The sequence below is a fragment of the Streptomyces sp. NPDC059248 genome, from assembly GCF_042753905.1.
Taxonomy (GTDB): domain Bacteria; phylum Actinomycetota; class Actinomycetes; order Streptomycetales; family Streptomycetaceae; genus Streptomyces.
This window is the reverse complement of the sequence record NZ_JBHYZV010000066.1, coordinates 27,251-46,266: the sequence shown is the minus strand read 5'-3', so window position 1 is coordinate 46,266 and position 19,016 is coordinate 27,251. Positions and strand designations below refer to the sequence as shown.

The 19,016-nt window shown below is 73.0% G+C and carries 12 protein-coding genes and 1 tRNA gene; 10 read left to right on the top strand and 3 right to left on the bottom strand.

The features are described from left to right. Positions 1–109: 109 nt before the first annotated feature. From ACFXG1_RS25165 to ACFXG1_RS25155, 3 genes are all read right to left on the bottom strand, one after another. Complete coding sequence (locus ACFXG1_RS25165) at positions 110–5,008, bottom strand: DNA-binding protein (RefSeq protein ID WP_384715199.1); 4,899 nt, start codon at positions 5,006–5,008, stop codon at positions 110–112. Beyond that, the gene (locus ACFXG1_RS25160; RefSeq protein ID WP_384715206.1) at positions 5,005–5,871 is read right to left on the bottom strand and encodes a DUF4132 domain-containing protein; all 867 of its coding nucleotides are present in this window, start codon (positions 5,869–5,871) and stop codon (positions 5,005–5,007) included. The genes ACFXG1_RS25165 and ACFXG1_RS25160 overlap by 4 nt, the downstream gene beginning before the upstream one ends. A 399-nt stretch (positions 5,872–6,270) precedes the next feature. Then, a tRNA-Arg gene (locus tag ACFXG1_RS25155) sits at positions 6,271–6,342 on the bottom strand. Between the two features lie 139 nt (positions 6,343–6,481). Here ACFXG1_RS25155 and ACFXG1_RS25150 point away from each other — a divergent pair. The 10 genes from ACFXG1_RS25150 (at position 6,482) to prfA (ending at position 19,015) form a co-directional block, all read left to right on the top strand. Next, positions 6,482–6,964, top strand: coding sequence for a response regulator (locus ACFXG1_RS25150; RefSeq protein ID WP_384715202.1), 483 nt, complete (start codon positions 6,482–6,484; stop codon positions 6,962–6,964). A 54-nt stretch (positions 6,965–7,018) separates the two neighbouring features. Next, positions 7,019–7,987: an ArgS-related anticodon-binding protein NrtL gene (gene nrtL / locus ACFXG1_RS25145; protein ID WP_384744626.1), complete on the top strand. Its 969-nt coding sequence runs from the start codon at positions 7,019–7,021 to the stop codon at positions 7,985–7,987. Positions 7,988–8,006: 19 nt separating this feature from the next. Next, positions 8,007–9,398 carry a diaminopimelate decarboxylase gene (lysA, locus tag ACFXG1_RS25140; RefSeq protein WP_384718168.1) on the top strand — a complete coding sequence of 464 codons (1,392 nt, stop codon included), beginning with the start codon at positions 8,007–8,009 and terminating at the stop codon, positions 9,396–9,398. 98 nt (positions 9,399–9,496) lie between these two features. Further along, the gene (locus ACFXG1_RS25135) at positions 9,497–10,795 is read left to right on the top strand and encodes a homoserine dehydrogenase (protein ID WP_384718174.1); all 1,299 of its coding nucleotides are present in this window, start codon (positions 9,497–9,499) and stop codon (positions 10,793–10,795) included. A gap of 6 nt (positions 10,796–10,801) precedes the next feature. Then, positions 10,802–11,860, top strand: a complete 1,059-nt coding sequence (thrC, locus tag ACFXG1_RS25130; RefSeq protein ID WP_384718170.1) for a threonine synthase — start codon at positions 10,802–10,804, stop codon at positions 11,858–11,860. Between the two features lie 543 nt (positions 11,861–12,403). Beyond that, positions 12,404–13,420 (top strand): homoserine kinase, encoded by a 1,017-nt coding sequence (gene thrB, locus ACFXG1_RS25125; RefSeq protein ID WP_384744623.1) that lies wholly within the window; start codon positions 12,404–12,406, stop codon positions 13,418–13,420. A 560-nt stretch (positions 13,421–13,980) separates the two neighbouring features. Next, positions 13,981–16,008 (top strand): transcription termination factor Rho, encoded by a 2,028-nt coding sequence (gene rho / locus ACFXG1_RS25120; protein WP_384744621.1) that lies wholly within the window; start codon positions 13,981–13,983, stop codon positions 16,006–16,008. A 274-nt stretch (positions 16,009–16,282) separates the two neighbouring features. Next, the gene (locus ACFXG1_RS25115) at positions 16,283–17,419 is read left to right on the top strand and encodes an LCP family protein (RefSeq protein ID WP_384744619.1); all 1,137 of its coding nucleotides are present in this window, start codon (positions 16,283–16,285) and stop codon (positions 17,417–17,419) included. 191 nt (positions 17,420–17,610) lie between these two features. Continuing rightward, complete coding sequence (gene rpmE / locus ACFXG1_RS25110; protein ID WP_384710652.1) at positions 17,611–17,832, top strand: 50S ribosomal protein L31; 222 nt, start codon at positions 17,611–17,613, stop codon at positions 17,830–17,832. Between the two features lie 103 nt (positions 17,833–17,935). Continuing rightward, positions 17,936–19,015 carry a peptide chain release factor 1 gene (gene prfA, locus ACFXG1_RS25105; protein WP_384710649.1) on the top strand — a complete coding sequence of 360 codons (1,080 nt, stop codon included), beginning with the start codon at positions 17,936–17,938 and terminating at the stop codon, positions 19,013–19,015. The last annotated feature ends 1 nt before the right edge of the window (position 19,016 follow it).

Below are 19,016 nucleotides of genomic sequence, written 5' to 3'. Positions count from 1 at the left end.
GGTGGTGGCGGTCCGCCGGGGGGCGGCGGGGGGGGGGGCGGGGGCCCGGGGGGGCGGCGGGGCCGGGCCCCCCCCCCGGCAGCCGCCGGCGGCGGCTGCCGGGCTTCGGTCAGCGGCGGCGACCCCGTCGCACCTTCAGCTCCTCGAACCGGGGCGCGTCGCCGTCGAGGACCCTCTGCCAGGCCCTGCGGTACAGGTCGGCGACCGGTTCCGTCGGCACGATCACACCGAACGGGGCGTGCTCGCCGTGGACCACGTCGAACAGCGGCAGCTTCCAGCGCTCCAGCGGAACCCGGGGCCTCGGCTGTTCGGCCCAGCCGCCGGGCAGGAAGAGGGAGCGGCCCGCCCTGGTGCGGGTCGCCTGCACCACGAGGTCGGTGGCGGCCAGTTCGGCACGGGCCGCCTTGATACGGGCCGGCTTCCAGCCCGTCCACCGGGCGGTGGACCGGTCGGTCGGGTCGGGCATGGCGAGCAGCGTCAGATACAGCGTGGCCGCGTCCTCCCCGATGCCGTACTTCCCGGCCGCGTCGGCGACCAGGTCGGGCACGGAGCGGCCCGGGTCCTGCGGCCACCAGGTGCCGGTCTTGTCGCGGTCGCCCGCGAGCGGCTCGCCCGGATCGGCGACGAGGGCCGCGAAACGGGGGTCGCGCACCAGCTGCAGGGCGACCTCGGCCGGGTAGGGGTGGTCGTCGGTGCGGGTGGCGGGCAGATGGGGGTCCTGGCCGGCCTCGTCGAGGAGGTCGACGCGGATGCCCGGGGCGGGCCGGTCGTCGTGGGTGGCGAGGACGACGGCGCCGTAGCGCTCGAATCCCGGCCCGGTCTCGGTGGGCGCGCCCGCCGCCTTCCGGAACTCGGGGAGGCTGATGTAGCGGCCGAGGTCGAGCATGAGGCCGGGGGCCGCCAGCCGGGCCCGTACGGCGGTGAACGCGGGCGGCAGCGCGGCCCGGACCGGGTCGCCCGCGGGCAGCCGGTGGGCGAGCCAGGCCGTGAGTGCCACCGCGCCCACCAGTGTCGCCGCGGTGAATCCGGTCCCGTCGCCGACGGGCCGCACCCGGTCGCCCTTGACCTCCCAGCGCAGATCCCGGCTGAGCTGCGGGGCAACCGCCGGTTCCAGCAGCGCGGGCAGGGCTTCCCGTACGGGCCACATCGCGTGCTTGAGGGCGCGTACGGCGTCGCCGAGCAGCTCCTCGGGCACGGCGGGACGCCTGCCGACCCGGGCGTTCCAGACGGCGGCACCCGCGGCCACGTCCGGGCCCTCGGTCCACAGCAGGACCGGATCGGCGGGCAGCAGGGCGGCCACGACCGCGGCGCGCACGGCGCCGTCGAGACCGCGCAGTTCGTCCTTGGCGACCGCCGCGGGAGCGGTTTTCACCCCGATGGTGTTGCGGGCCTCGGTGGTGAGGAAGGTCCGCTCGTAGGCGTCGACTCCCGGCAGCCCGGCGACCACGAGCCGGGCCATCGTGTCGGTGACGCCGGTCAGCCGGGCGAACTCCTCGGCCGCGGCGGGGAACCACGGCGCGGGACCGCGCGCGGCCAGCTCGGCCAGGAACTCACCCAGCCCGACACGGTGCTCGCCCCGGTCGACCGGGTCGCAGGACAGCATCTTGTACGGCTCCGGAGCGGCGAACCGGCCCTCGGGGTCGTGGAAAAGGCCGGTGAAGTCGCAGCCGTCGTCGTCCAGCGACCCGTGGGCGGTCATCGCGAGGAAGGCGCCGCCCGCCAGCGGCAGCAGACCGTTCCAGGAGCCCTCCCGTCCGTCGCCCGAGGCGATACGCAGCCGGTCCGCGTCCAGGCGCAGGGTCACCGCCCGCCACCGGCCGGGCTCCGCCGACCCGCCCAGCCCCAACCGGTCGAATCCGGTCAGGAGGTGCCGCAGCGCCTCGCGGTGCTCGTCGGTGGTGGTGCCGGCGGCGGCCCGGTAGGCGAGGGCCGACATCCGGACGATCAGGGCCGACAACTCCGGGTTGCCGGTGGGCAGCTCCGGCCCGTCGAGGTGCAGCCGGGCGTCGGCCGGGCCCGGTTCGTCGTCGGTGGCCCCGGCGGCGCGGGTCAGCACGCGCAGGGCGCGGAAGACGGTGTCGGCCCGGTCGTCGTGGCCCCACCAGTGGCGGCTCGAAGCGCCGAGACCGCTCATCGCGTCACGCAGCAGACGGTCTTCGGGACCGGCCGGGCCCTCGTCCACCGGGCCGCCCTCCATGGCCTGGCTCAGCCGGGTCGCCGCCGCGTCGAGGACGCCCTGCTGGGCCGCCGCGTAGCGCACCACTCCGGCGATGCCCTTCAGCAGGGCGGGGTGGGTGACGGACAGCAGGGCGCGGATCGCGCCGGGCAGCGCCTCGGCGTCCTGGTCGGCGGCTGCCGCCAGCAGGGCGGCGGCGGAGTCGCGGTCGACGCTCCGCAGCCCCGCCGAGCCTTCCGGGTCGCGCGGGGTCAGACACTCCCAGTACTGCACCGGCGGCAGCAGAAGGGTGCCCTCGCCGAAGGAGCCCGCCGTGCGGTCGGTCTTCGCCCAGGCCGTGACGACACCGTCCGCGTCCACGAGATCGAGCTGCCAGCCGTCGCGTACGACCGCGGTGGGCCGCTCGGCGCCCGGGAACATCACCAGCGTGTACGGCAGCCCGGCCCCGGCCGGGAGCGTGAGGGTGTGCCCGGCGAGGTCCTCGACCCGGATGGATCCGTCCGGGAGCTTCAGCCTGCGCAGGCCGACGAGCCCGCCCACCGGCGCGCAGGCCGGCGTGGCGCCGGCCGTGGGGGAGGGGCGCAGCCGGACGCCCGCGAAGCTGCTGCCCTCGGGGGCGTCCCGCAGCGCGTCGGTGACGAAGGCGGGCCGGCTCATACGGCCGCGGGCGCCGGTGGCCGGGTCGTACTCGTACCAGCCGTGCGCCGCGCGGTCCTCGGAGTCCGCGTGCCACACCCAGTAGGAGGAGCCGTCGAAGAGCAGCGGGCACTCCTCCGGCACGGTGGTGTCGCCCGCGTGCACGACACCCCGGCCGGTGGTCCGGCCGCCGCCGGGCAGCGGCAGGGTGATCGGGAAGTCGCCCCGGTACCAGTCCATTTCGGTACCGCGGGTGGTGGTCGGGCCCTCCAGCGCCTCGACACGGTCGGCCCGGCCGTGCCAGTAGCCGCGCAGCCCGCCCTTGCCGCTGTTCCAGTAGACGAGGAGTTCGCCGTCGACGTGGTGGAAGCCCGGGTCGCCCCGGCGGTCGCCCGAGGGGATGCGCAGGTCGTGTGTGAGCAGGGTGCCCTCGGCGCCGATCACCCGGGCCTGGGCCGCTCCGGCGACCACGAGGTGGGGCCAGGCGTCGGCGACGATCAGATCCTCGACATCGGACTTCGGTACGAGGCCGGCCACCGCCTCCTCCCAGGCGGGCCAGCCGAGTTCGTCGAAGAGACCGGCCCGCAGCGTGCGTGCCAGTACGGGGGCGAGATCGGTGGCGACGGCCTCGCGCACCTCCTCATCGGCGAGCGCCAGCGCCTCCGACGGCAGCCACTTCAGCCGGTCCAGCGCGCCGGGCAACTGGGGCAGACCGGCCACGGTGAAGCGCTTGACGGCCGCCGCGACCCATCGGGCCAGCAGCGGGCGGCAGCCGGGAGACGCGGCCAGCAGACGGATGGCCCGCAGCCCGCCCTCGTAGTTGCCGAACTGCTCGGCGCCCTTCAGGAAGGCGTCGTGGAACCGGGCGTCGGCGCCCAGGAACAGCAGATCCCGGTGTCCGTCGCCCTGCGCCCACGGGGTCAGCGGCAGGGCCGCTTCGTGCTCCGGGGCGGCCACCGGGACGTCCAGGGACAGCAGCAGGTCGATCAGGTCGATGTCGTGGGTGACCCGCAACGCTTCGCCGGACGCGCCGAGTTCGGCCCGCAGCCGGTCCACGGCCCGCTCCACCAGCGGGTACAGCTCGGGCATCCGGGTCGAGCCACGCCAGGAGCGGGCCCGCTCGCGGAAGACCAGGAAGCGTCCCAGCCAGCCCGCCGTGCCGTCCCGCGGCCGCTCCTCCTCGGGCAGTGCGGCGTCCCACAGGCCCGCAGTGGCGCCGGAGTCCTCCAGCACGCCGAGCCAGAGCGCGGGCATCTCGTCGTCGTGGCCCGCCGGAACCATGTCCAGCAGCGTGCCGCGTACCCGCCGGTCCCGGGAGGCCAGCGCCTGCAACGCCGCCCGGTGGCCCTTCCACCAGCCGGTCGCGGCCCGCAGGGTGGCCGGCAGACCGAGCAGCTCGGACAGATACTCCTGCTCGGCGAGATCGGCGTCCCGGCCCGCGGCCCGGGCCAGCCTGCGCAGATCGCCCGCCATCTGCGCGGACGGCGGGAGGCCGCCCGCCGTGCGGCGCAGACAGAGCCGGGTGAAGCGCCGCAGCGCCTCCTCGGCCGGCACCCGGGCGGCCAGCTCCTTGCCGTAGGCGGAAAGCACCTTCACCGGCAGCGCGCCCGCCAAGGCGAATTCGAGGAACACCGCGTCGAGGCGGTCCTCGTCGACGACAAGACCGTGCTCCGCCTCGGCCTTCCGGGCCCGGGTGAACAACTGGGCCGCGTACGTCGAGTTCTCCTCGGCGAGGAAGACCCGGCCCGCCTGCTCGTAGAAGGTCGGCAGGAAGTGCGGGACGGACGCCGCCAGCCGTGCGCCGAGTTCCCCGTAGGCGTCCATGGCGGCCTTGGGCCGGGACTTCACCTGCCGGGCCGCCCGCTCCAGATCCGGTACGACACCGAGCGCGTGGTGCCCGTCCTCGGGGTGGTGCACCAGCACCCACTCCGGGAAGCCCAGCGACTGGCGCAGCCCGAGACCCACCACGGCAGGCTCCCCGACCTGCTCCAGGCCGAGGAACCCGGCGGCGAGATCCTCCGCCGCGCCCAGCTCACCGGCGACCAGCCGCACCACCACGCGGTCGTCGAGCCCCGGGTGGCGGTAGCCGCGCGCGGTCAGCGGAACCGCCCGCTCGCCCGCGTCCTCCGTGTCCGGCGGCAGTACCGCGCCCGCCGCGAGCATGTCCTCGTACGACACCTGCGTCCCCCCGCTCATGCGTTCTTGCCCTCCTCGATGTCGCGCCCGGCGTACAGCGCCGCGGCCATCCGCATCCCCTCCGACCAGGCCACCGGGCCCACCTCGCGCAGGGGCACGGCACGGCCGTCAGGACCGTGCCAGGTGAGGCCACCGGTCTCCACCGTGTCCTCCCAGTACGGCTCGCCGATCCATACGGAGGCCTCGACGGTGCGTCCGCCGTCGCGCACCCGGGCCGTGGCGTAGCCGCCCGAGACGCGGTAGCCCAGGGAGCTCGCGCGCGCCGCGAGGGCGAAGCGGGAGCGGAAGGAGCCACCGGCGAACTCGCGTATCTCGGTGGCCTCGGGGGCGAGGTCGCCGGGCCGCTGCCAGGTCGCCCGGTGGATCTGCTCGACGCGCTGGACGACGCCCAGTTCCGCGGCGAACTCCCGGATGTCGTCGAGGTCGGGCAGCAGCACCGGGTGCGGCAGGGTCACCGTGCGCGGGGAGAGACGGACGGTCTCGCCGTCGAGATTCACCAACCGCAGCTCGCCGTCCTCGGTGGTGCCCCGCAGCAGGCCGACCTCGTCGGGGTCGTCGCCGACCACGGCCAGGTCGCGCAGGGCCGACTGCCAGGCCTCGTCCGGCCACACCCGGGCCAGCAGGCCGGTGGGCACGGGCAGCGACGACACCATCCACGAGTCGACCTGCGCGACACATCCCGCGGCATGCCGATCCAGCCATTCCGCGAACCGCCGCAGCCGGTCCACCTCGGGGTGGTCCTTGAGGGCGCGCGGCAGTGATTTCAACTGCCTCCCCGCCGAACGTCCCGAGGTGGCCCGTACCGCCACCCGGCCTTCCACCAGGGCGACTTCGTACCCGTCACCCGCCGACAGCCAACCCACGATCCCCGCCTCACGCATCAGGACAGCAAGAAGAAAGCACAGTTCAGCCGGAAATTGCCGACATCTGTGCGACGACGAGTGGAACGCTAGCGGCGATGACTGACAATTGACCGGGGAACCTGTGGACGGACCGCGGGAAGCGCCCGGCGAGAACGCCGCCGGAAACCCTCCGGCCCGCGCTTCACCCCCGGCCACCGCGCCCGCGGGCCCCGCGCCGGGATACCGGTTCCGGCCACGCTCCCGGTACGCGCTCCCCCGAGCGGAGGCGCGCCGGACACGCACCGAAGGCCGTCGACCCGCGAGGTTCCCGGCCGATGCCCCGAATCCCGGCAGCGCGCCGCGGCGGGTACGCAAAAAATCCCGGCCCGCGATTCAGCGGGTCGGGATTTCTTAGGGAAGTGCCCCCGGCAGGATTCGAACCTGCGCACACGGCTCCGGAGGCCGTTGCTCTATCCCCTGAGCTACGGGGGCGCACTGTCTGCCTCGGTGTTGTCTCCGTCGGCGTGACGGGTAGAACACTACCAGCTCCACGAGGGTGCCCGTGAACAGGTAATTCGGCGGGGTGAAGGGAGGCAGGCGGGTGGATCGGGGTCGCTCGGAGGGGGTGGAAGTGGGGAAAACCCGGACGCGGTCGTCGGCGCGGACCTACTCTCGAGTTGTGTCAGGTGCGTCCGGGCGAGTGCTCGTTGTCGACGACAATCGAGTCATCCGCCAGTTGATCAGGGTCAACCTCGAGCTGGAGGGCTTCGAGGTGGTGACCGCGGCCGATGGTGCCGAGTGCCTGGAGGTCGTCGGGGACGTACGGCCCGATGTGGTGACGCTGGACGTGGTGATGCCGCGGCTGGACGGGCTGCGGACCGCCGCGCGGCTGCGGGAGGATCCCGGGACACGGCATCTGCCGGTGGCGATCATCAGCGCCTGTACGCAGTACGAGGTGGAGAGCGGGATCGCCGCGGGCGTGGACGCCTTTCTCGCCAAGCCCTTCGAGCCCGCCGATCTCGTACGGCTCGTACGACGGTTGATGTGCCGGGAAGGGCCGCCCGCAGCGGAGGACCGGCGCGGGGCCGGGCGGGCCGGGAGCGCGCGGGGCTGACCGGATGGCGAAACGGGTCGCTTACGGGAGGACGTCCTCGCCTACGCTGGTCCCGTGACGCCCGCCCAGCTCTCCCGTACCGTGCGGCACGCCGTGTGCCGTGCGGTGGCGGACGGTGTGCTCGACGTCGCGGTGCCCGACGACGTACGGGTGGAACGGCCCGGGCCCGGTGGGTGCGGGGACTGGGCCACCGGTGTCGCGCTGCGGCTCGCCGGCCCCGCCGGGCAGCCCCCGCGGGTGGTCGCCGAGCGGCTGCGGGAGCGGATCGCGGACCGGCCCGGGGTGGCCGGTGTGGAGATCACCGGGCCCGGGTTCCTCAACATCACCCTCGGCGGGGACCCCGCCGAGCGGCTGCGCGAGATCACCGAGGCCGCGGCCCGGCAGGCGCGGCGGGCCCGTGAGGCCCGGCGCGAGACACCGGTGGAGCGCGGCGGCCGCGCCGTCGTCTGGAGCGGGACCGTGGAACTGCTGCGCCGGATCGAGGGGTACGGGACGGAGTCCGGGACCCCGCCCGTGGCCGACCACGAGGACACCGCCGACGCCCTCGGGACCGACGCCACCCGATGGGCCTTCCTGTCGGCCGCCGCGCACGACCCCGCCCGGCCGGGACCCCGGCTGCTCCGGCAGCACGAGAGCAATCCGCTGTTCACCGTCCGGTACGCGCACGCCCGCGCGCACGCCCTGAGCCGTAACGCCGCTGCTCTGGGGTTCACCGCCGCCGTCGAGCCGTACGGCACCGGGGCCGGAGAAGAGAAGAACGCGGCGCGCGGTGTCGAGCGGTGGGTGGCCGACTGGCCGGCCGCGATCGGCTCCGCCGCCCGGCTCCACGCGCCCGACCGGATCGCCCGGCATCTGGAGGGGACCGCCGACGCCCTGCTCGGCTTCCAGCCCGCCGTGCTGCCCGTCGGCGGCGCGAAACCCCTGGCCGCCCACCGCTCCCGGCTCGCGCTCGCCGAAGCCGCCGGGGCGGTGCTCGCCGGCGGCCTGACCCTGCTCGGCATCAGCGCCCCCGATCATCTGTGAATGTGAAAGAGATACGACGATGAGCCGTTCCGCACACCCCGCCGGGCCCCGGCACGCCGATGTCCTGCCCGAGGGCCACTACCCGGCGCCGCCCGCCGACCTCAACGCCCTCGACCCGGCGATCTGGGCCCGTACCGTCACCCGGGGCGATGACGGGGTCGCCGCCGTCGGCGGGATCCCGGTGACCCGGCTGGCCGAGGAGTTCGGCACCCCCGCCTACTTCCTCGACGAGGAGGACTTCCGGGCCCGCTGCCGCGCCTGGGCCGAGGCGTTCGGCCCCGGCGCCGACGTCTTCTACGCCGGGAAGGCGTTCCTCAGCAGGGCCGTCGTCCGCTGGCTGCACGAGGAGGGCCTCAACCTCGACGTCTGCTCCGGCGGCGAGCTGCGCACCGCCCTCGACGCGGGCATGCCCGCCGAGCGGATCGCGTACCACGGCAACAACAAGTCCCCCGAGGAGATCGAGCGGGCCATCGAGGCCGGGGTCGGCCGGATCGTCCTCGACTCCTTCCAGGAGATCGTCCGGGTCGCCCACGCCGCCGAACGCCTCGGCAGGCGCCAGAAGGTGCTGATCCGGGTCACCGTCGGCGTCGAGGCGCACACCCACGAGTTCATCGCCACCGCCCACGAGGACCAGAAGTTCGGGATCCCGCTCGCCGGGGACCAGGCCGCCGAGGCCGTCCGGCGGGCGCTCTCCCTCGACGGTCTCGAACTGGTCGGCATCCACTCCCACATCGGTTCGCAGATCTTCGACACCTCCGGCTTCGAGGTCGCCGCCCACCGAGTGGTCGGCCTGCTCAAGCGGGTCCGCGACGAGCACGGCGTCGAACTGCCCGAGATCGACCTCGGCGGCGGCCTCGGAATCGCGTACGTCGCGGGCGACGACCCCCGTGAACCGCGTCACATCGCCAAGGCCCTCCACGAGATCGTCACCCGCGAGTGCGACGCCGCCGGGCTGCGTACCCCCCGGATCTCCGTCGAGCCCGGCCGCGCCATCGTCGGCCCCACCGCCTTCACCCTGTACGAGGTCGGCACCATCAAGCCCCTGGAGGGCCTGCGGACGTACGTCAGTGTGGACGGCGGGATGTCCGACAACATCCGCACGGCGCTGTACGACGCCGAATACAGTGTCGTCCTCGTCTCCCGCGCCTCCGACGCGCCGCCCATGCGCAGCCGGGTCGTCGGCAAGCACTGCGAGAGCGGCGACATCGTGGTGAAGGACGCCTTCCTCCCCGCCGACCTCGCCCCCGGCGATCTGATCGCCGTCCCCGCGACCGGCGCCTACTGCCGCTCGATGGCGAGCAACTACAACCACGCCCTGCGCCCGCCCGTCGTGGCGGTCTCCGGAGGCGCGGCGCGGGTGATCGTCCGGCGCGAGACGGAGGAAGATCTGTTGCGTCTCGATGTCGGTTGATGGAGATAGATGTCTCGGATACCGGACGGAGCATAGAAAATGCTGTCCGGTAAGTGAGACTGGACCCACCCCCGAATGCTGAGAAACGAGGTCGGATGATGCGTACGCGTCCGCTGAAGGTGGCGCTGCTGGGCTGTGGAGTGGTCGGCTCCGAGGTGGCGCGCATCATGACGACGCACGCCGACGACCTCGCGGCCCGGATCGGCGCCCCCGTGGAGCTGGCGGGGGTGGCCGTACGCCGCCCCGACAAGGTCCGCGAGGGCATCGACCCCGCCCTGGTCACCACCGATGCCACGGCCCTGGTGAAACGGGGCGACATCGACGTCGTCATCGAGGTCATCGGCGGGATCGAGCCGGCCCGCGCCCTGATCACCACCGCGTTCGAGCACGGTGCCTCCGTGGTGTCGGCGAACAAGGCGCTGCTGGCCGAGGACGGGGCCACGCTCTACGCCGCCGCCGAGCGGCACGGCCGCGATCTGTACTTCGAGGCCGCCGTCGCCGGCGCCATCCCGCTGATCCGGCCGCTGCGCGAGTCGCTCGCGGGCGACAAGGTCAACCGGGTCCTCGGCATCGTCAACGGCACCACCAACTTCATCCTCGACAAGATGGAGTCCTCCGGCGCCGGTTACACCGAGGCGCTGGACGAGGCCACCGCCCTCGGGTACGCCGAGGCCGACCCGACCGCCGACGTCGAGGGCTTCGACGCCGCCGCCAAGGCCGCGATCCTCGCCGGGATCGCCTTCCACACCCGGGTCCGCCTCGACGACGTGCACCGCGAGGGGCTCACCGAGGTCACCGCCGCCGACATCGCCTCCGCCAAGCGGATGGGCTGTACCGTCAAGCTCCTCGCGATCTGCGAGCGCGCCGCCGACGGCAGGTCCGTGACCGCGCGGGTACACCCGGCGATGATCCCGCTCAGCCATCCGCTGGCCTCCGTCCGCGAGGCGTACAACGCGGTCTTCGTGGAGTCGGAGGCCGCCGGGCAGCTGATGTTCTACGGGCCCGGCGCGGGCGGCGCGCCCACCGCGTCGGCCGTCCTGGGCGACCTGGTCGCCGTCTGCCGCAACAAGCTCGCCGGGGTCACCGGGCCGGGGGAGTCCGCCTACACCCAGCTGCCCGTCGGCTCCATGGGCGAGGTGGTCACGCGGTACCACATCAGTCTCGACGTGGCCGACAAGCCGGGCGTCCTCGCCCAGGTCGCGACGGTCTTCGCCGAGCACGGGGTGTCCATCGACACCGTCCGTCAGCAGGGCCGTCCGGACAGCGACGGGGAGGCATCCCTCGTCGTCGTCACCCACCGCGCGCCCGACGCCGCCCTCTCGGGGACCGTCGAGGCGCTGCGCAAGCTCGACACCGTGCGCGGTGTCGCCAGCATCATGCGTGTTGAAGGGGAGTAACCAGCAATGACCCACCAGTGGCGCGGCATCATCGAGGAGTACCGGGACCGGCTCCCGGTGACGGACACCACGCCCGTCGTCACGCTCCGTGAGGGCGGGACGCCGCTCGTCCCCGCCCAGGTGCTCTCCGAGCGCACCGGGTGCGAGGTCCACCTCAAGGTCGAGGGCGCCAATCCCACCGGGTCCTTCAAGGACCGCGGGATGACGATGGCGATCACCCGGGCCAAGGAGGAGGGCGCGAAGGCCGTCATCTGCGCCTCCACCGGCAATACGTCCGCCTCGGCCGCCGCCTACGCCGTACGTGCCGGGATGGTCTGCGCCGTCCTGGTGCCCCAGGGGAAGATCGCCCTGGGCAAGATGGGCCAGGCGCTGGTCTACGGCTCGAAGATCCTCCAGGTCGACGGCAACTTCGACGACTGCCTGGATCTGGCGCGAAATCTGTCCGAGAACTATCCGGTGGCCCTGGTCAATTCGGTCAATCCGTATCGGATCGAGGGGCAGAAGACGGCCTCCTTCGAGATCGTCGACGCCCTCGGCGACGCCCCGGACATCCATGTCCTGCCGGTCGGCAACGCGGGCAACATCACCGCCTACTGGAAGGGTTACCGGGAGTACGCGGCCGATGGCCCGGCCACCCGCACCCCCCGGATGTGGGGCTTCCAGGCGTCCGGCTCCGCGCCCATCGTCCGCGGTGAGGTCGTCAAGGACCCGTCGACCATCGCCACCGCGATCCGGATCGGCAACCCGGCCTCCTGGCAGCAGGCGCTGGCCGCGCGGGACGAGTCCGGCGGCGCCATCGACGAGGTGACGGACCGTGAGATCCTCCGGGCCTACCGTCTGTTGGCGTCGCAGGAGGGCGTCTTCGTCGAGCCCGCGTCCGCCGCGTCCGTGGCGGGCCTGCTGAAGGCCGCCGAGGCGGGCCGGGTCGACCCCGGGCAGCGCATCGTCTGCACGGTCACCGGGAACGGCCTGAAGGACCCCGACTGGGCCGTGGCGGGCGCTCCGCAGCCGGTCACCGTGCCCGTGGACGCCCCGACGGCCGCCGCCCGGCTCGGGCTCGCCTGACCCCGGCCGGGCTGCCCCGGCCGCCCGTACGGCTCCGCCCGGTCCGCCCCGTCCGGCCCTTTGCGGCCGGACCGGGCAGGCCGGCCGGGGCGGCACCCGGACACGGGTGACGGGTGCGGGTGACGGGTGCGGGGAACGGCCGGGAACGGAGTGCCCGTTCGAGGCGTTCGAACCCGGACCGGGACGTAATACCCCGGTGGAAAGCATCCCAAGCCGGGCAGTGGCGGAGGCCGAGGCACAAGAGGCTCGCGACACGCATCGTGCGCCTCCCGTGCGCCCTATGTCGCCGCAGAACCTTCCTTCGATAGGCTGTACCGAACCCACCCACCGCATATGCCGGTGCAGGGGTGCGGCCGTCCGTCGCGGCCCCCGGGGGTCGACCCCTCCCGAATCCGCGCGCCGCCCGTCCGTACATGCGTACATCCGTTCCACCTTCCGCCTTCCCCGACCCCCTGTCCCCGGATCCCCCCAACATCACAGCCCTCACAGGCACCGCCCGTCCCTTGCGTCACAAGGGTCAGAGCCAAGGAGAGTCATCGAGCGATGGCCGGTCCAGCGTTCCGCGCCGCCGCCGTCCGGGTGCGCACCCCCGCCACCAGCGCCAATCTCGGCCCGGGCTTCGACGCCTTCGGGCTGTCGCTGGGGTTGTACGACGACGTCGTCGTCAGGGTCGCGGACTCCGGGCTGCATATCGACATCGCGGGCGAGGGCGCGTCGACACTGCCCCGCGACGAGAGCCATCTGCTCGTCCGCTCCCTGCGTACGGCGTTCGACCTGCTCGGCGGGCAGCCGCGCGGTCTGGAAGTCGTCTGCGCCAACCGGATCCCGCACGGCCGCGGTCTGGGCTCCTCGTCGGCCGCCATCTGCGCCGGGATCGTCGCCGCCCGCGCGGTGACGATAGGGGGCGAGGCCAGGCTCGACGACACGGCGCTGCTGGAGCTGGCGACCGAGATCGAGGGCCACCCCGACAATGTGGCCGCCTGTCTCCTCGGCGGCTTCACCCTCGCCTGGACCGACGGGGGAGCGGCACGGGCCATCAGGATGGACCCCGCCGATTCCGTCGTTCCGGTGGTTTTCGTTCCGGCGAAGCCGGTGCTCACGGAGACCGCGCGGGGACTGCTGCCGCGTACCGTCCCCCATGTGGACGCCGCCGCGAACGCCGGTCGTGCCGCCTTGCTCGTCGAGGCCCTGACCAGGCGTCCCGAGCTCTTGCTGCCCGCCACGGAGGACCGGCTCCACCAGGAGTACCGCGCCCCGGCGATGCCGCAGAGCGTCGACCTTGTCAACCGACTGCGCGCCGACGGCGTCCCTGCAGTCATCTCCGGTGCGGGCCCCACGGTGCTCGCACTGGCCGAGAACAGTGCGGCCGACAAGGTCGCACGACTCGCGGGCGAGGGCTGGGCGGCCAACCGGCTGGCCTTCGACGCCGTGGGCGCGAGCGTGTTGCCACTCGTACCGCCCGACGCGGCGCCGTCCGCCGCGGACCCGTCCCCCGACGGCCCCGGACGGACGTACGCCGCCGGGGGCGGTACCCGGCCGGGCGATACGTCCTCCGGGTGAGCCGTCCGGGGGCGGCGGGCCGCCGCGGGGGGCGCGCCGTACGACGCGGTGACCGCGCCGGACGGGCCGTACCGGCGGCGGAGTGCCGGCGGCACGCCGCGACCCGGGTATTCCCCGGGAATCCCGGCCCGGAAGGGGCGCGGATTCCCGCGGTGATTCCCGGTGCGATTCCCGGGGACACGAGATTGCCGGTGATGGAGAGGGGGAATGTTTGTTGGAGCCGGTAGTGTTAACCTCAAGTCAGCAACCGAAGCCTTCACGGCTCGGAGCTTCGCGTCCCGTATCGGGACCACCAATTCTTCCGGGAGCCTCCCCGACTGCCTGAGCAGCCTGCCTGAGCAGTATCGAGCACGCTCCGGAACCGGCACGACACCTCACGCTCCGCCGAGAAGTGGCCGAGCAGGGGGATCTCGAGCCGGATCGCAAGTATCTGCTTCTCCGCCGTACGCAATGCCGGCGGGGACCACCGCCCCGGCACGGTCGTATCACCGACCGCGTTCGGACAGCACAACCGGTCGCCGAGCCAAAGGGCCGACGTCCGCTCCAGGGAAGGACCCTTCGTGAGCGACACCACCGATCTGATGGGCGTGACTGCCGACAATCCCGTCGACACTTCCGCGCCCGCCGCAGGTGCTGCCACCGGCACCACCTCCCGGCGCCGCCGTTCCGGCACCGGCCTCGAGGGCATGGTCCTGGCCGAGCTGCAGCAGGTCGCGTCCGGCCTCGGGATCAGGGGCACCGCGCGTATGCGCAAGAGCCAGCTGATCGAGGTCATCAAGGAGGCGCAGGCAGGCGGCGGAGCCGCCGCGGCCAAGAAGACCGCCGAGCCGGAGGCCAAGAGCGCCGAGGCGAAGCCGAAGCGCCGGGCCACCTCCAAGGCGCGCACCGGCACGGCCGGTGACACCGCCGCTGACAGTGCCGAGGCCGCCGCGCCCGCCGAGAAGGCCGCGAAGGCCGCCGCCCCCGCCGAGAAGGCGGAGAAGGCGGTCGCCCAGCAGCAGATCGAGATCCCCGGTCAGCCGGCCAGCGACGACACCCCGGCCGTCGAGCGCCGCCGTCGTCGCGCCACCGCGCAGGCGGGCAGCCCCGAGACGCACGCCGAGGGCTCCGTCGCCGTCAAGGAGGCCAAGGAGGTCTCCCGTACCGACGCGCAGGACGGCTCCGGGCAGGACGGCGACGGCCGCAAGGACCGCGGCGAGCGCGGCCAGCGCGGCGACCGCCGGGACCGCCAGGACCGGCAGGACCGCCAGCGCGGCCGCGGCAAGGGCGACGACCAGCAGGGCGGCCAGCGCCAGCAGCAGCAGGGCGGCGGCCAGCGTCAGCAGCAGGGCCCGCAGGACGACTTCGACGACGACGGCACCGGCCGGCGCGGCCGGCGCGGCCGTTACCGCGACCGCCGCGGCCGGCGCGGTCGTGAGGAGTTCGCCAACGAGCCGCAGGTCGCCGACGACGATGTGCTGATCCCCGTCGCGGGCATCCTCGACATCCTCGACAACTACGCGTTCATCCGCACCTCGGGCTACCTCCCGGGTCCGAACGACGTGTACGTGTCCCTGGCCCAGGTCCGCAAGAACGGTCTGCGCAAGGGCGATCACGTCACCGGCGCGGTCCGGCAGCCGAAGGACGGCGAGCGCCGCGAGAAGTTCAACGCGCTGGTCCGTCTCGACTCCGTCAACGGCATGGCCCCCGAATCGGGCCGCGGGCGGCCGGAGTTCAACAAGCTGACGCCGCTCTACCCGCAGGACCGGCTCCGTCTGGAGACCGACCCCGGCGTGCTGACCACGCGGATCATCGACCTGGTGTCGCCGATCGGCAAGGGGCAGCGCGGACTGATCGTGGCTCCGCCGAAGACCGGCAAGACCATGATCCTGCAGGCGATCGCCAACGCCATCACGGTCAACAGCCCCGAGTGCCATCTGATGGTCGTCCTCGTCGACGAGCGTCCCGAAGAGGTCACCGACATGCAGCGGTCGGTGAAGGGCGAGGTCATCTCCTCGACCTTCGACCGGCCCGCCGAGGACCACACCACGGTCGCCGAGCTGGCCATCGAGCGGGCCAAGCGGCTGGTGGAGCTGGGCCACGACGTGGTGGTCCTGCTGGACTCCATCACCCGTCTGGGCCGCGCCTACAACCTGGCGGCGCCCGCCTCCGGCCGGATCCTCTCCGGTGGTGTCGACTCGACCGCGCTCTACCCGCCGAAGCGCTTCTTCGGTGCCGCCCGGAACATCGAGGACGGCGGATCGCTGACCATCCTGGCCACCGCGCTGGTCGACACCGGCTCGCGAATGGACGAGGTGATCTTCGAGGAGTTCAAGGGCACCGGCAACATGGAGCTCAAGCTCGACCGGAAGCTCTCCGACAAGCGCATCTTCCCCGCGGTGGACGTCGACGCGTCCAGCACCCGCAAGGAGGAGATCCTGCTCGGCAGCGACGAGCTCGCCATCGTCTGGAAGCTGCGCCGGGTGCTGCACGCGCTCGACCAGCAGCAGGCGATCGAGCTGCTGCTGGACAAGATGAAGCAGACGAAGTCGAACGCCGAGTTCCTGCTCCAGATCCAGAAGACGACGCCGTCGGGTAACAACGACTGATCTCCGTCGCCTCCCGTGGGCCCCGCCACCTTCGCAGGTGGCGGGGCCCACGTCTGCGTACGGTGACCTCCGCGCCACGGCCGGTGGCGGTTTTCTCAGCTCCTTCTCACGCGCTTCTCAGGACCGCGTGCAACCCTTTTGGTGGCAGATGCGTCCTACCAATGGCGCAACAAAGTTGGGCATAGTCAGACATTTGTAGCCGGTGAACAGCGGAGGGTGACAACCGCGGCGCCGCAGTGGAACGCCGGGAGGCGCGCGGAGAGCGGGAGACGACATGAACGATCGGAGCGGCGGCGAAGGCCGCACAGCCGGGGGCGGCGGGAGCGGTGGCAAGCCGCGCTCCCGCCGCCGCAGGGCCGCCGTCGTCACGGCCTGGGCCACCGCCGCGCTGATCGCCGTCGGCGGGGCCGGCCTCGGCTACGTCTGGTTCCAGCTCGACGGAAACCTCCGCGGTGTCGACATCGACGCCCAGCTGTACGGCAGGGACCGGCCCCGCGACATCGGCGACGGCTCGATGGACATCCTCGTCCTCGGCTCCGACTCCCGCTCCGGGGCCAACAGCTCCTACGGCCGCGACGACGGCGCCGCCCGCGCCGACACCGCGATGATCGTCCATGTCAATGAGGGCCACCGCTCGGCCACCGTGGTCTCCATACCCCGCGACACCCTGGTCGACCGGCCCGCCTGCACCGACTCCGACGGCGGGCGAATACCCCCGGCCGACGGCGTGATGTTCAACAGCGCGTACGAGGTCGGCGGCCCGGCCTGCGCCGTCGGCACCGTGGAGCGGCTGTCCGGCATCCGCATGGATCACTATCTGGAGATCGACTTCACCGGCTTCAAGAAGCTCGTGGACGAACTCGGCGGGGTGGAGATCACCACCACCGAGGCCATCCACGACCGCGACAGCCGCCTCGACCTCCCCGCCGGCACCCACACCCTCGACGGCGAGCAGTCCCTCGCCCTGGTCCGCACCCGCAAGAGCGTCGGCGACGGCAGCGACCTGGGCCGCATACAGCTCCAGCAGACCTTTGTGAAGGCGTTCATCGCCCAGGTCAAGGACGCCGGGCTGCTCACCGACCCGGTACGGCTCTTCGGCGTCGCGAACACCGCGACCAAGGCCGTCACCACCGACTCCGACCTCGCCTCCGTATCGAAGCTGACCGGCTTCGCCCGGTCCCTCAGCGGTATCGGCCCCTCGGACGTCCAGATGGTCACCCTGCCCGTCGGCTACGACCCCTACGACCCCAACCGGGTCGTCCCCATCGACCGCGACGCCCGGCAGGTGTGGAGCGCCCTGCGCCGCGACGAGCCCGTACCCGCGTCGGCGCTGCGGAACTCCGCCGCGGGCCGGAGCGGGGCCGACGGCGTGGTGAGCGCCACCCCCGGGGCCGCGTCCCCGGCCGGATGACACCGCGCCCGGCCGTGGGCCCCCGGGGGCCGTGGGGTTCCGGGGTCCGCCGGGAGCCCCGGGGAATAGTTCCGTACCGACCCCGGTTTTGGGAGATACGGCCGGTCCTGGCAGACTGGTACGTCGGCCCCGGTTCACGCGCGAGCGTCCGCCCGTGCGACCCGGCGCCCTCCCGAAACTAGGAGAATCCCTTGAAGCGCGAAATCCACCCCGAGTACGTCGAGACCCAGGTCAGCTGTACCTGTGGCGCGTCGTTCACCACCCGTAGCACCCTCGCCAGCGGCACCATCCGTGCCGAGGTCTGCTCCGAGTGCCACCCGTTCTACACGGGCAAGCAGAAGATCCTCGACACCGGTGGCCGCGTGGCCCGCTTCGAGGCCCGCTTCGGCAAGGCCGGCTCCGCCAAGAAGTAGCGAGCCAACTGCGCCGGTCCCCGGCCGTCCCCGCCGGGACGGCCGGGACCGGCGCTTTGACGTCCCGCAGAACCTTCGTACGTAAGCAGAGCAGGAGCCCCCGATGTTCGAGGCGGTCGAGGAACTCGTCGGCGAGCACGCCGACCTTGAGCAGCGGCTGGCCGACCCCACCGTGCACGCCGACCAGGCGAACGCGCGGAAGCTCAACAAGCGGTACGCGGAGCTGACCCCGATCATCGGGACGTACCGCTCCTGGAAGAGCACCGGGGACGACATCAGGACCGCCCGCGAGCTGGCCGCCGAGGACTCCGACTTCGCCGCCGAGGTCAAGGAGCTGGAGAAGCAGCTCGAAGAGCTGACCGACAAGCTCCGGCTGCTGCTGGTGCCCCGCGACCCCAGCGACGACAAGGACGTCATCCTGGAGGTCAAGGCGGGCGCGGGCGGCGACGAGTCGGCCCTGTTCGCCGGTGACCTGCTGCGGATGTATCTGCGCTACGCCGAGCGCGTCGGCTGGAAGACCGAGATCATCGACGCCACCGAGTCCGAGCTGGGCGGCTACAAGGACGTCCAGGTCGCCGTGAAGACCAAGGGCGGCCAGGGCGCCACCGAGCCCGGCCAGGGCGTCTGGGCCCGGCTGAAGTACGAGGGCGGGGTGCACCGCGTCCAGCGGGTGCCCGCCACCGAGTCCCAGGGCCGGATCCACACCTCGGCCGCCGGGGTCCTGGTGACCCCCGAGGCCGAGGAGATCGACGTCGAGGTCAACCCCAACGACCTCCGGATCGACGTCTACCGCTCCTCCGGGCCCGGCGGCCAGTCCGTCAACACCACCGACTCCGCGGTCCGCATCACCCACCTCCCCACCGGCGTCGTCGCCTCCTGCCAGAACGAGAAGAGCCAGCTCCAGAACAAGGAGCAGGCCCTGCGGATCCTGCGCTCCAGGCTGCTCGCCGCCGCCCAGGAGGAGGCCGAGAAGGAGGCCGCGGACCAGCGCCGCAGCCAGGTCCGCACCGTCGACCGCTCCGAGAAGATCCGGACCTACAACTTCCCGGAGAACCGTCTCTCGGACCACCGCGTCGGCTTCAAGGCGTACAACCTCGACCAGGTACTCGACGGCGACCTCGACGCCGTCATCCAGGCATGTGTGGACGCCGACTCCGCCGCCAAGCTCGCCGCCGCTCAATAGG